We start from the raw sequence: 13,158 nt of genomic DNA, 5'->3' as shown, positions 1-13,158 counted from the left end.
CGGCTTTGCAACTCCGTTATCAATGCCCCAACGTCAAAGTCCTCTTGGCAAACTCGGATCATTTTATCCCCCGGTCACCGGTGGGAAAAAAGCAACTTCATCACCATCGTTTACTGGCGTGTATTCATCGGCCATGCTTTGGTTTACTGCACCTAAGGTCTGTTTACTTTGTAAAAACTCCTCCCAGCTTTGCTCTCGCTGTACCAGCGCAGCGCGAACATCGGCTAAACAGGTTAAATCCCGATGGTGCAATTCAAGGCGTTCACATTTTAAAAGGTCACGTAAACGACCAAAAAACAAAACACTAATCATAGCTTCTCCTCAACATGATAATGACCAGACTTACCACCGCTTTTTTCCAAAACGTAAAGATCACCAATACGCATGGCAGGATCAACGGCCTTACACATATCAAAAATAGTCAGCGCAGCAACACTTGCCCCGGTCAAGGCCTCCATTTCCACCCCGGTCTGACCACAGAGTTTCGCTGAAGCTATGATGCGAATGCTGGCGTGCTCGGGTTCAAATTCAAAGTCTAAAGTCACTTGCGTAAGAGCCAGTGGGTGACACAAAGGGATCAAATCGGCACATTTTTTTGTTGCTTGTATACCGGCAATGCGGGCGACCTGAATAACATCGCCCTTTTTATGGCCGTGACTGCAAACAAGATCAAAGGCTTCTCGACTCATACTGATCCGCGCCTGCGCAAAAGCTTGGCGAATGGTGGCTTGCTTAGCACTGACATCGACCATTTGCGCCTTACCCTTGTCATCTAAATGAGTAAGCATTACCTACCCCCGACTTACGCATTGCAACACAGCACTCTTTTTCAAGTGAGGCACAAAATTACAGGGGCCATGACGAGCATCCAATTGTTCTTTAATCACTTCATACCAGGCTGTTTTACATGCATTGGTGGAGCCTGGCATGGCAAACATAACAACGCCATTGGCCATGCCTGCCACAGCACGAGATTGAATCGTTGAGGTACCAATATGCTTTTCAGAAATACTGCGAAAGACCTCACCAAAGCCTGGCACTTGTTTATCAAATAGCGGCGTTAAAGCCTCAGGGGTATTATCACGAGCAGTAAATCCGGTACCGCCAGTCACCAAAATAGCCTGTACATCATCGCTGGCAATCCACTGAGAAACACAGGCTCGGATCTGATAGATGTCATCCTTCACAATGGCCTTATCGGCAAGGTGGTGGCCACTTTCCAGCAAACCATCAACTAATGCCTGCCCAGAGGTGTCTGTTGCCTCATCACGTGTATCTGAAACGGTGAGCACGGCAATATTTAGAGCTTGAAATACTTTTTCAGCCAAATGCGACATAACTTACTTCCTTCTCGCTGAGCCGCGCCCATTGCTGCGGCGTGTTGGTATTGATTAAAAATTCTTTGTTTCGCAGCGGCAGACGCGCCGCCTGTAAATAATTAAGCAGGGCTTTGATGGAACAGTTTTGGCCGGTCATCAATTGCTTATTGAGGTAATCTCGGGTGTCTTGAGTTAACGGGATAACACAAGGTAAATTGCATTGTTCATAACACACAGCTCGGTCATGTTCTTCACTGTAAGCCTGTAATTTACTGATAAGTCGATCGTTGAGTAACGGCATATCGACGGGAATAATTGTCAGCCAAGCATTGCCCTGTATTTCGCGACTCACGGCATGGATACCGCCTAAAGGGCCTCGTTTGGGATAGACATCCACAATACCCTTGCCCTTATTACGACTCACCCACAACTCTTGCGCACGACTGAGAGCGAGAGTTTTTAGACTGTGGTTTAATAAGCTGCCGCCGCGCCACGTCAATTCTGCTTTATCACGGCCCATCCGCGACGATTGTCCCCCCGCCAGTACCATACCAATGTGTTTCATCTGGCTAGCCTCCGATCATGGCAAGGTGTTTGGTCGCCCCCGAATTGCCCCCATGCAGATGATGCGCATCGGGCTTATGGGTGAGCAGTGCAGCGACCTGTTGATCAAGTAACGCTTGCTTGTCGGCATGCAAATAAGGCCTTAGGTCATAACCCGCATCGCCAAATAAGCACAGGTGTAGTTTAGCTTGTGATGAAATGCGCAAACGATTGCAGCTTTTGCAAAAGTCTTTGCTATAAGGGGCAATAAACCCAACCTTTCCGACTTTATTAGGGTGGCTAAATTCGCGCGCGGGGCCCGCGCTTCGTTCGCGCAGGGTTTCCACCCAGCCTTTGCTGTGAAGGTGATGAGCAACATGCTCGGCACTGACATGGTTGGCACGAAAGTAATCACCATTATCAGCCGTTTGCATCAACTCAATAAAACGTAACGTTAACGGCTTCTCTGCGGCCCAGGCAACAAGTTCATCAAGTTGCGCATAGTTATACTGGCGCAACAACACGGTGTTTACTTTAACGCTGGCGATCCCCGACTCTATTGCCTGGTCGATACCACTAAGCAGGTCATCCAGAGCATCGCGGCCGATGATGGCTTTAAGCATACGTGGATCAAGGCTGTCGCAGCTAATGTTAATGGCATCCAATCCTGCTTGCTGCCAGGCAGAGAGATGACGACTGAGCTGATAGCCATTGGTTGTTAACGCTACTTTTTCGATTCCCGGGGTTTGCTTAAGAACAGCAATAATGTCACTTAAATCTCTTCGTAAAGCGGGTTCTCCACCGGTCAGGCGGATTTTTCGAATACCGTTACGAGCAAAGGATTCGGCTAAGATCGCAATATTATCAAGGGATAAACTATGCGCTTTACCCTCGCATTCAAAGCCATCGGGCAAACAGTAATTACAACGGTAATTACAAAGGTCAGTGATCGATAGGCGCAAGTAACTAAACGTGCGCCCTTGTGGGTCTTGTAGCATGTGCAACACCTTTCCAAATACGGGAGGCTTAAAAATTTCTTTTTAAACCCGGTGCGCGAATATCAACTTCGCGTCACGGCCAAAAAACCATACCTAAAGGCTAAGGCTTTTAAGGCTTCGGAGTTGTTCTAATTTATGTTCTCATGGTATTGCAGAGCGTGGACATAAACCATACAACTGGATGAGTAGGGATATACGCCCGTCCTACTCCCTTAGGGGTAGGACGGGCGGTCTGGGGATTAAAATTGAGCGTGAATCATCAACCACACTTTGGTGCGATCGCTCTGGTATCCATCTTCATCATAGGTGGCCAATTTACCTATCACTTTAAAGGTCTTATCGAGCGCTTTAACCGCCGTCACATTCAATTCACTGCCATAGCTTTGGCTTGTTTCGCTGGCGCTATAATCATGATAACTGGCACTAAGCTTGATGTTCGCGACTTTACCGGCAAGGGTCACATAGAGATCTTCCAAACCATCGGCGGGCGTCGTTAAAAACACATCGGCAAAACCATTAAATTTATGCAGGGTTGCCAGAGGCGTTTGGAAAGCGAGCCCATTGTCACTGCTTAAACGCTCCCCACCGACAGTGAACTTAATGTTATCCAGCTGATAACTTGCATCAGCGGCAATATAGTCATTACTGAAGTCATCAAGGTTGTCACTGCCATCACTTTGATAAGCATACGCAAGGTGAAGTGCGAATTGCTCGAATTGGCCGCTATAGTCAATGCCTAGGGTACGGCTGGCCATCTGTGACTTATCAAAGCCTAAGTCATAGTAAAAGCCCTGAACACTGTGCTGTTTATTGATCGCATAGTTAACATCTAAAAGGTGTAAATCGCCACCGAGGTCGGCCTTAGCGCCATCGGGACCAAAAATACGATTAACATTGTATATATAGGCATAACTGGTAGTCAGGTTATCGCTGGCTTGATAGCTCATACTCAAGGCGTCATAGGTCTGTTCATTTTGACGCCAGCCAACATTGCCAATGAATCGGCTGTTGCCACGGATAATACGTTGACGACCTAATGTGCTCTTAAAGCCTCCGTGAGCAAAAGCAAGTTGTGCACGGTTGATTTCCGTTCCTTGAGGATCAGCGACAACAGGGTATTGCGACTTCTGATTAAACGTACTGTTGTAATTATCATTTCCTAAGGCGGTCACATCATCCACTTCGAGCAGCAATTGAAACCCTTGCCAAACGCCAGATTGATAACCCAACCGTGTTCTGAGTGTCGAGGCATTGGCCTGTTTATCTTTGCCGTCTTGATCAACGAACTCATAACGGTAACGCAAATCCAGGCTGCCCTGCCCTTCTTTGAGCGCTTGCACCATACCGCCGGCCTCATCTGCCATCGCCATCGGTGTTGTCAGTAACCCAAGTATACCTAAAGTCGTCCAGTAGCTTGCTTTCATCATTAGTTCCCCTGTTTTGGTTCTGACAGAACCTTACGCTCATACAACGAAGCTAACTTGATCAATATCAATATTTTCAGGCACATACCGACTCTGCTTTACGGCTACTCACTGCGAGGTATTGCCCCGCTACCTCGTACATAATATAAAGAAGCGAATGTTAAGAGGTACCGGGTTAACCAAGATGCAAGAACTCAACGATGCACAGGCATTACGTTACTGTCGCCATATTTTGTTGCCGCAGGTCGACTATGAGGGACAAGAAAAACTGCTCGCCAGTAAGGTGTTAGTCATTGGTTTAGGAGGGCTTGGCAGCGCCTGTGTTCCCTATCTTGCGAGCGCCGGTATTGGCACTCTGACGTTAGTCGATTTCGATACCATCGAAGTCACCAATCTGCAGCGACAAGTGATTTACGCCGAAAATGAAGTAGGTCAGAGCAAGGCGCACTGTGCGGCCCGCTTTGTCGCCCAGCAAAACAGTGCCTGTCACGTCGATGTAATAGCAGAGAAGTTAACCGAAGAACAACTTACACACTGTATTGCCGAACATGATTTGGTACTAGATTGCACCGATAACCTAGCCACTCGCCAAGCCATTAATCACGCATGCTATAAAAGCAGAACCCCCCTTGTATCGGGCGCGGCTATCCGCTTCGAAGGTCAAGTGACGAGCTTTACCTATACCCCCGGCACCCCTTGCTATCAATGTTTTAGCGACAGGTTCAGCGAACAAAACCTGAGCTGTGTTGAATCGGGTGTGATCGCCCCCCTAGTAGGGATTATCGGCTCCTACCAGGCACTCGAAGCAATCAAAATTCTCATCGGCATAGGTCGACCTTACGTCGGTCGCTTATTGATGTTTGATGGTCTAAGCGGCGACTGTCGTGAGTTTTCATACCCAGCTCAACAACAATGCCCAGTGTGCAACGGATAACCCCTTACTAACAAGGGGTTATCAAATGCCGGCTACCTTAAAAAGTTGTCCTGTACGGCTTGCTTATAGGCTTGCGCCTTGAGCTCTCCCGCTTGCGCTAAATACATGGCGACCATGCAAGCCGCGAGCACGCCGTAGAGCAACATAAAGCTGGCACTGTAGATTCCAACCAGATCTTCGACAATGCCGAATAGGATGAGTAAGCTTGACCCCCCCAAGGCACCAATAGCAGCAACGAAACCACTGGCACTGGGAAGCTGACGGGGATAATGCTGGCGAATATCTTTAAAGATGGCGGTGCGGCCAAAACCTTGCGCTATACCCATGATAAATACCAAGGCAATAAAGAAGATAAATGGCAGCTCGATATGAAAACTCACTTCTTTATCGATACCATGAATAGTCATTGAAGTTGGTGGGTAGCTAAGGAAGAAAAGACAAACTAAGCATACCCAAAACACGCCCCAATTGACCGCCTTGGCTCCGTACAAGTCGGCAAACCAGCCGCCCAATGCTCGCATCATTGAAGAGCTCAAAATAAACAAGGCGGTGATCAACATCGCCGTATTGTCGCTGTGCCCGTAGGCATTCATCAAATACTGAGGCAGCCAGTTTATCAGCGCCAGATAACTGCCAAACACAAAGTAGTAATACAGGCCGTGCAGCCAAAGACGTCGCTCCCGCCAAGGTTTTAATGGTGCCATAGCGGGCAGCTTCATTGCCTCTGGCAACTTAGGTGCTGCAAATTTAAAGAGCACCATAACAACCAATATGATAATCAACATCAGCCAACCTAGATACTGGCCATGACTCCAATCATAAAGCCAGGGAAAAAGTAACAAGGGAACGGCCGCCCCCGCGTTGCCAGCACCAAACACGCCCATCGCGGTACCTTGTTTTGCACTGTCATACCACGGAGACACATAACTGAGGCCGATGGTAAAGGAGCAACCTGCGAGGCCAAGCCATAAACCCACGGCGAGATAGCCGCCATAACTGCTCACCATATCGAGTGCAATAAGCGCCGGTAGCAGTAGCGCCATTTGCACTAACCACAGGCGCCGGGCACTGAACCGTTCAAGCAAGTAACCTACGGGCCAACGCAATACGGAGCCACTTATCAATGGCGCCGCCAGTAACAGACCAAACTCGGTTGCACTCAACCCTAACGCTTGACGCAGTTCGTTTCCCAATGCAGCAAACACCACCCACACGGCAAAGTTACAAGCAAAGACCAATGTCGCTATGCTCAGAGCACGATTCGCTTGATACAAGCTCATAGTTTCTCCTGGTTAGTGTTTGCAGCTGATATTGCCTATTTGAGCAAGGCAGCTCGGTTTTGTCTTTACCCCCAAATAGCTGCCGCGGCAAACAAAACACCGTGAAATAAAAATAACCTTATTTTTCATAACACTAAACAAAAACGAACTACCTAATTGTAGGTATCTATATGTTTTATAAGAAGTTTATAAACTCTCCATCTTGACCTACATCAAATAACTAAAGCCCGTAACGGTCACACTTGATGTCAGTTAAATAACGTTTAGAGGTAAATTATGAGTACCGGAATAAACTTACTTAATTTTAGCGACCCTAAAATAAAAACATTACATATAACTTGGTTTGCATTCTTTTTGACCTTTGCGCTGTGGTTTTCCCATGCCCCGCTGCTGGTTTCTATTAAAGAAGCATTGGACTTAAGTTCGGCGCAAATTAAAGCCTTATTAATTCTCAATGTGGCCCTGACCATTCCCGCACGGATTGTCATCGGGATATTAGTCGATAAGTATGGACCACGAAAAACCTTCTCTAGTTTATTGCTCATTTCCTCGTTCATTAGCTTTGGCTTTGCCTTTGCGGATAACTTCGAACAACTGGCTCTGTTTCGCTTCCTGCTAGGCTTTGTTGGCGCAGGCTTTGTTATTGGCATTCGTATGGTCGGTGAATGGTTCCCAGCAAAGCAAGTGGGTGTCGCCGAAGGCATCTACGGCGGCTGGGGTAACTTTGGCTCCGCCGCTGCCGCAATGACGCTGCCCACACTCGCACTGCTTTACGGTGGTGATAACGGCTGGCGTTATGCATTAGCAAGCATAGGCACTATTGCGGGTCTGTATGGGGTGTTTTATTTCTTTGTTGCTCAGAACACTCCTAAAGGCTCCACTTATTTTAAACCAAAAAAAGCGGGCGGCTTAGAAGTCACAAGCTGGAAAGATTTCTACTTTTATATTTTGATGAACGTGCCCATGTACATTGCGCTTGCCGTACTAAGCTGGAAACTCTCACCTGCGGGTGTGAAGTTGTTATCAAGCGAAACAATGTACATGTTGTGGGCTGTGTTAGCCGTGCTATTTTTCATTCAATTTAGAGCGATTTGGCAGGTCAACAAGGAACACCTCCAAGCCGGCGTACCAGAACTAGAAAAGTACAGCTTCAAGCAGGTCGCTATATTAGATGTCTCTTACTTTATTACCTTTGGTTCAGAGTTGGCAGTAGTATCAATGTTACCGCTATTCTTTATCGAGACCTTCGAGGGCCTTGATCCGGTGAAAGCGGGCCTGCTTGCCTCTGGTTTTGCATTTATGAACTTAGTATCACGCCCGACCGGAGGTTGGTTCTCAGACAAGCTAGGTCGCCGTAAGAGCTTAATGTTCCTGATCGCAGGGTTAGCGCTGGGTTACTACATTCTCAGTACCGTTGATAGTTCTTGGGCCATTCCACTAGCGGTGCTCGCAACCATGGCCTGTTCGTTCTTCGTTCAAGCCGGTGAGGGTGCGGTATTTGCTATTGTGCCCTTGATTAAACGCCGGATGACCGGACAAATTGCTGGAATGGCAGGGGCTTATGGTAATGTTGGTGGGGTCACCTACCTGACCATTTTGTCTTTTGTTGACTACAGCACCTTCTTCTTGGTCATTGCGGCATCGGCAGTGTTTGGCTTCTTTATCGCGATGATGTTAGATGAACCTAAGGGACAAATGGCAGAAACCATGCCTGATGGAACTGTTCACCTGATCAATGTTGAATAGGCTCCTATAAAGTCGACAATTTAACACAATGAAGGCATGAGAAAGGCACAATGTCACTAACACAACTACAGGTCACCATAAGCCAACATACTGAGCAAGGCGTTAAGGCTCTTAACGAAGATGCCATTGCTGCCTATGTTCCAGATGGCCATACCCTGACTCACAAGGGCGTCATTGCCTGTGTAGCTGACGGCGTCAGTAGTGCCGAGGCCGGCAAGGAAGCCAGCCATTATGCTTGTAAGCACTTTATTGAAGAATATTCCCAAACCCCCGAGACCTGGTCAGTGGCACACAGTGTGCAAAAAGTACTGACCACGATTAACCTTCAGCTTTTTAAAAAAAGCCACGCGTACCACACCGAGCTGAAAGGCTTCTTGACGACCTTCAGTGGTATCGTCATTAAGTCGCACACGCTGCACCTCTTTCATGTTGGAGACTCGCGTGTTTATCTTCTGCGCGATAAACACTTGCAGCAACTGAGCCGCGATCACATCGCCCAAACGGGCGATAAAGCAACCTTAGCACGTGCCGTGGGTATGGATAACAACCTGCATATCGACTTTACGACACACACACTGAAGCAAGGCGACATCTTGTTGTTAACCTCGGATGGGGTCCATGATTTTGTGCCAGAACCCATGCTGATACACGAACTCAGCAAAGTAACCTTTGATGACGCTGCGCAACGCCTGGTTACCTTAGCCAAAGAACATAACAGTGATGATAACCTCAGTGCGGTTGCGGTCCGTATCGATTTACTGCCGGATAAAAGCCTCAATGATTACAATCAAGAGCTCACGCAACTGCCCTTCCCACCTGAGCTAGAAGTGGGCATGAAGCTGGATGGCTATCGCATCGATAAAGAATTGTTCGCGTCAAGTCGCAGCCAGATATATTTGGTCAGTGACGAGCAAAGCCAGCGCCGCTATGTAATGAAAACCCCCTCGGTAAATTACTGTGACGACAGCAACTATATAGAGCGTTTTATTCAAGAAGAGTGGATTGGCAAGCGCATTGATAGTCCACACGTGGTTAAAGTGATCTGCCAGCCACGCCCTCGCACCTGCTTGTATTATCTCATGGAATACATCGATGGCTGCTCACTTGACCAATGGCTGGCGCAAACCAAGCCCACCCCAAAGCAAATTATGGCGGTGATCAGCCAAATCGCCGAAGGACTCAAGGCGTTTCATGGTAAAGAAACCATTCACCAGGACTTAAAACCCGGGAATATCATGGTTAGCCATGACGGCAGCGCCAAGATCGTTGATTTTGGCTCTGTTTTCATCGCCGGTATTGCTGAAATAGCCACCCCCCTGCAACATCATGGGGTACTGGGCACAGCCAGTTACTCGGATCCGCAGTATCTTTTTGGTAAAAATTCAACCATCCAGGGAGATATCTATGCGCTAGCTACCATAGTCTATGAAGCCTTCACCGGTAAACTCCCCTATGGCAGCCGCATAGAACAATGTAACTCGCGCTTTGAGTTTGATCGCCTCCATTATATTCCCGCCAACCGCTATAATCCCGTGATTCCATTTTGGTTCGACAAGGCGCTAGAGAAAGGCGTAAAAATCAACCTTGAAGAGCGCTATCAACGTCTTGATGATTTAATGGCGGATTTGCTTGAGCCTAACCCAGCCTTTTTTGACGAGCATCCGAAAATAAATGAAAGCCAAAGCAAACTGCGTTTTTGGCAGCTTGTCTCTGGCTTTTGGTTACTGGTAAGCCTTATTTTGGTCGCCCTGTTTAGCCTAGCTTGATATATCCATACCGGCGATTTTAAACCAATAGCCATTGCATTCTTTGTCGGTATTAAGCGCCATCGGATAAGTACCATCCTCATTAGTTCGGAACCTATCTAGCATCACCAAAGTCTGCTCGGACTCGGGGCTTAAGCGCACAATATCAACCAGCCCCCCCATAGTTACCTGCTCGTTTATCAGGTTATATTTAAGTCCGGACTGAGTCTGTAAGCCGTTAAGAACAAAGATTTCTTTATTATCCTGAGTATTAACCACCCGGCCGTTAGGGTATTCAATACAACACAGATTACATTGATCCTTATGGCGATTCTCAGAACGCGCGGTAAAACAACGTGAGCTGTAAGCCAACGGCAAGTGGCCATAGGCGAAAACCTCCACCTCCAGTTGCCCATTGATATCACTTAACAGGGGTGAGGTGCGTATTTCTTTCAACCATGTACGTGACATTTCCACGGGCATCACCCAACGCCGCATGCCTTTTTTAAATAACAGTCTGACGGTCTCAGCGTTATAGCAGTTGATTGCCGGACCAATCACAAAGGGAACCCGGTTTTGCTCCAGTTGATTGACCGCTGCGAGATCATTGGCCTCAACCGTAAAGCCTGATTCATCGCAGTACCGCCTTAACATAAAGAGATCTGACGGTGTCTCCAGCAAAGCCAGTGACGACAAACAGACTTCTTTTCCCGCAGCCTTGAGGTTATTGGCAATGCGTAACCAATCCCGGAGTTTCATTTCACGGCGTTTTGAACACACGGTTTCACCAAGGTAAATGATGTCAGCGCTGCTTTCAGCTGCTTGCTCGTAGAAAGCTTCTACTTTTTCCTTAGGCCAGTAGTAAAGGAGAGGACCAAGTGCATATTTCATCTGTGTGGCTCCTATTTCCATTTTTTATGATATGCACCCAAGGTTGTTTGGCTGCCTTCAGAGTATTTTTGCAAACACCGTTGTGCTTGCTCGCTGGGTGAAAAATGTTTTGCATCGCTACGGCAAGCATCAATAGCTTGACGCCAGGTTCTGGTTACATCTGCGACATAGGTTGGACTGCGTTGACGACCCTCTATTTTGATGGCACTAATCCCTAACGCCATAAGCTCGGGCAGCAATTCCATACTGTTCAAACTCGTGGGTTCTTCGAGCACATGATATTGATTACCAGCAACAGCAAAGCGACCTTTACAAAGGGTTGGATACCCCGCCTTCTCCTGTGGCGAAAAACGGTCAATAACAATGTCGTTCAAGCGGGTTTCCAGAACGGATTCACTGTCCCTGTATTCAACGAAGCGTGCCGGAGAACAGGCACCCGCGGTATTAGGGGACTCGCCGGTCAGGTAGGATGATAGATAGCAGCGCCCTTCGGCCATAATACAGAGGCTGCCGTAGGCAAAAACTTCCAGCTCGACGGGACAGTGCCGCGATAGCTGTCTAATTTGGTGAATGGACAACACCCGGGGCAACACCACTCGCGACACATTAAAACTATCTTTAAGTAATGCTATCGCCCCCAGGTTGGTCGCCGAAACCTGCACAGAGGCATGCAGTTCCACTTCAGGGTAACGAGTGGAGCAGTATTCCAACATGGCCAAGTCGGCCACGATGAGCACATCGGCACCGAGCTCTACGGCGCGATCAATCGCGGCTTGCCATAACCGTGTTTTATCAGGATGAGCGAACGTATTAATCGCAATGTGTAATCGTCGTTGATGACGACGAATATATTCAACCCCCATCTCTAATTGCTTGGGCGAAAAATTAAGGCCCGCAAAATGGCGTGCGTTGGTTTGATCTTTGAAACCAATATAAACCGCATCGGCGCCATTATCGACCGCCGCTTGCAATGATTTATAGCTGCCGGCAGGACACAATAATTCCATGTCTTAACTCCGTGCTTATCAACATAAAGTAACGCCCAGAATAAAGGCCTGACCCTGTCAAAGCTTGATCTAGATTAAGCTTGCGCGGTCTCTACCTATTCATCGCCAATGCCCATGTTTAGCTTACCCATTGTGTATTAGCTATAGGCGCACTCCCTTATCATGCAGCACACCTAGATGGTCCTGCATCCCCTTTAATGCCACTTTTTACGCCCCGGATCCCAACCCATAACGGCAAACCTAATTATCAACCAAGAAACTGCCCTTATGTTGATTTGGATTAACACCTTTTAGAATAAAAAAAATAAAATAAGACATTGATTTATAAGAGGTTAACCAATGAAAAACCACCTAGAAAGCAGTATTAAAAATGGCTTAGCTATACTACCTATTATGGGCAGTAAACTACTGGCAGCCATGCCAAATGTGGTGCAAAAAGCCCCTTTACAACAAGTGCTTAACTATGTTTTCCGAGAGGAGTTGGGCACCGGCGAGCTTGAGTTTCTTGCCGGGCGCATTTTGAGGTTAGAAGTCACGGATTTACACCATTGTTGGTACATAGGCTTGATTCAAGGGTCGTTAAAAATCATTGAAGGGCCACACTTCGACGTTGAATTTAAAGGCCAACTTAATGACTTTATCCGATTAAGTGCAGGCAGAGCCGACCCGGACCAATTGTTCTTTAATCGTCGTTTGGCTATCGCCGGTGATACCGAGCTTGGCTTAGAAATTAAGTCCTGCCTGGAAAACCTAGACCCGCAAAACTTACCTAAACCGCTGCATTGGCTGAGCCAGAGCCATTGCAATCTATTAGAAAAATATGGATTTGACCTATGACACAGTTAATTAGCTTTTATTTCGAAGCAGATCACAAACGTCTTGATGCGCTGTACAACCAGTTTATAGCTCAACAGGGCACAAGGCAGGCTAGCGCATATTTTCATGCCTTTAGACAAGGCTTAGAGCAGCATATTCGCTGGGAAGAAAGCGTGTTATTTCCATTTTTTGAACAAAAAACAGGGATGAATCAAGGACCAACAAGGGTAATGACCATAGAGCATCAAGAAATCGTTGCGCTTAATAGCCAGATAAGTGAGCAACTGGAGCATCAGCAACCCATAGCGCCACTGTTGCACCGCCTCGAGTCGTTATTAAGTGAACATAACGACAAAGAAGAACAGGTACTGTATCCAATGCTGGACCAACGCAGTAGTGAGGAAGAAAAAGCCGCTTTGTTTCTACAGATCACCCAGCTATGAACAGGGGCTAGG

General features: G+C 47.4%; 14 protein-coding genes and 1 riboswitch. Of the genes, 5 read left to right on the top strand and 9 right to left on the bottom strand.

Annotation, left to right across the window (positions count from 1 at the left end; all coding sequences use genetic code 11):
• Window positions 1-63: 63 nt before the first annotated feature.
• The 6 genes from C2M36_RS07240 to C2M36_RS07215 all read right to left on the bottom strand — a co-directional run bounded on the left by C2M36_RS07240 (window position 64) and on the right by C2M36_RS07215 (window position 4,287).
• Window positions 64-312 (bottom strand): MoaD/ThiS family protein, encoded by a 249-nt coding sequence (locus C2M36_RS07240; protein WP_105188815.1) that lies wholly within the window; start codon window positions 310-312, stop codon window positions 64-66.
• A complete protein-coding gene (gene moaC, locus C2M36_RS07235) occupies window positions 309-788 on the bottom strand; it encodes a cyclic pyranopterin monophosphate synthase MoaC (protein ID WP_105188816.1) in 480 nt (159 codons plus the stop codon). The genes C2M36_RS07240 and moaC overlap by 4 nt, the downstream gene beginning before the upstream one ends.
• Window positions 789-791: 3 nt before the next feature.
• Window positions 792-1,337, bottom strand: a complete 546-nt coding sequence (gene moaB, locus C2M36_RS07230; RefSeq protein WP_105188817.1) for a molybdenum cofactor biosynthesis protein B — start codon at window positions 1,335-1,337, stop codon at window positions 792-794.
• Entirely contained in the window at window positions 1,321-1,884 is a 564-nt protein-coding gene (gene mobA / locus C2M36_RS07225) for a molybdenum cofactor guanylyltransferase (protein WP_105254330.1), read from the bottom strand. The genes moaB and mobA overlap by 17 nt, the downstream gene beginning before the upstream one ends.
• Window positions 1,885-1,888: 4 nt before the next feature.
• Window positions 1,889-2,860, bottom strand: coding sequence for a GTP 3',8-cyclase MoaA (moaA, locus tag C2M36_RS07220; RefSeq protein WP_105254329.1), 972 nt, complete (start codon window positions 2,858-2,860; stop codon window positions 1,889-1,891).
• A riboswitch (molybdenum cofactor riboswitch) is annotated at window positions 2,851-2,995 on the bottom strand. (Overlaps the previous gene by 10 nt.)
• A 104-nt stretch (window positions 2,996-3,099) precedes the next feature.
• Window positions 3,100-4,287: a hypothetical protein gene (locus C2M36_RS07215; protein ID WP_158678871.1), complete on the bottom strand. Its 1,188-nt coding sequence runs from the start codon at window positions 4,285-4,287 to the stop codon at window positions 3,100-3,102.
• A 154-nt stretch (window positions 4,288-4,441) separates the two neighbouring features.
• On the opposite strand from C2M36_RS07215, the gene moeB reads away from it, so the two are divergent.
• Window positions 4,442-5,218 carry a molybdopterin-synthase adenylyltransferase MoeB gene (gene moeB / locus C2M36_RS07210; protein ID WP_234399112.1) on the top strand — a complete coding sequence of 259 codons (777 nt, stop codon included), beginning with the start codon at window positions 4,442-4,444 and terminating at the stop codon, window positions 5,216-5,218.
• Between the two features lie 32 nt (window positions 5,219-5,250).
• Here moeB and C2M36_RS07205 read toward each other — a convergent pair whose 3' ends face one another.
• Window positions 5,251-6,498: an MFS transporter gene (locus C2M36_RS07205; RefSeq protein ID WP_105254328.1), complete on the bottom strand. Its 1,248-nt coding sequence runs from the start codon at window positions 6,496-6,498 to the stop codon at window positions 5,251-5,253.
• Window positions 6,499-6,774: 276 nt separating this feature from the next.
• On the opposite strand from C2M36_RS07205, the gene C2M36_RS07200 reads away from it, so the two are divergent.
• Complete coding sequence (locus C2M36_RS07200; RefSeq protein WP_105188822.1) at window positions 6,775-8,244, top strand: NarK family nitrate/nitrite MFS transporter; 1,470 nt, start codon at window positions 6,775-6,777, stop codon at window positions 8,242-8,244.
• A 50-nt stretch (window positions 8,245-8,294) separates the two neighbouring features.
• Window positions 8,295-10,010 carry a bifunctional protein-serine/threonine kinase/phosphatase gene (locus C2M36_RS07195; protein WP_105188823.1) on the top strand — a complete coding sequence of 572 codons (1,716 nt, stop codon included), beginning with the start codon at window positions 8,295-8,297 and terminating at the stop codon, window positions 10,008-10,010.
• Here the strand turns inward: C2M36_RS07195 and C2M36_RS07190 are convergent.
• Window positions 10,002-10,880 carry a U32 family peptidase gene (locus tag C2M36_RS07190; RefSeq protein WP_105188824.1) on the bottom strand — a complete coding sequence of 293 codons (879 nt, stop codon included), beginning with the start codon at window positions 10,878-10,880 and terminating at the stop codon, window positions 10,002-10,004. The two genes, C2M36_RS07195 and C2M36_RS07190, sit on opposite strands and share 9 nt — an antisense overlap.
• A gap of 11 nt (window positions 10,881-10,891) precedes the next feature.
• Window positions 10,892-11,887 carry a ubiquinone anaerobic biosynthesis protein UbiU gene (gene ubiU / locus C2M36_RS07185; protein ID WP_105188825.1) on the bottom strand — a complete coding sequence of 332 codons (996 nt, stop codon included), beginning with the start codon at window positions 11,885-11,887 and terminating at the stop codon, window positions 10,892-10,894.
• Between the two features lie 339 nt (window positions 11,888-12,226).
• Here ubiU and ubiT point away from each other — a divergent pair, with 339 nt between their 5' ends.
• Both ubiT and C2M36_RS07175 read left to right on the top strand, forming a co-directional pair.
• Window positions 12,227-12,724, top strand: a complete 498-nt coding sequence (ubiT, locus tag C2M36_RS07180) for a ubiquinone anaerobic biosynthesis accessory factor UbiT (RefSeq protein WP_105254327.1) — start codon at window positions 12,227-12,229, stop codon at window positions 12,722-12,724.
• Entirely contained in the window at window positions 12,721-13,146 is a 426-nt protein-coding gene (locus tag C2M36_RS07175) for a hemerythrin domain-containing protein (protein WP_105188827.1), read from the top strand. The genes ubiT and C2M36_RS07175 overlap by 4 nt, the downstream gene beginning before the upstream one ends.
• The last annotated feature ends 12 nt before the right edge of the window (window positions 13,147-13,158 follow it).

The sequence above is a fragment of the Pseudoalteromonas sp. T1lg75 genome, assembly GCF_002964705.1.
GTDB lineage: Bacteria > Pseudomonadota > Gammaproteobacteria > Enterobacterales > Alteromonadaceae > Pseudoalteromonas.
This window is presented reverse-complemented; position numbering and strand designations above follow the sequence as displayed.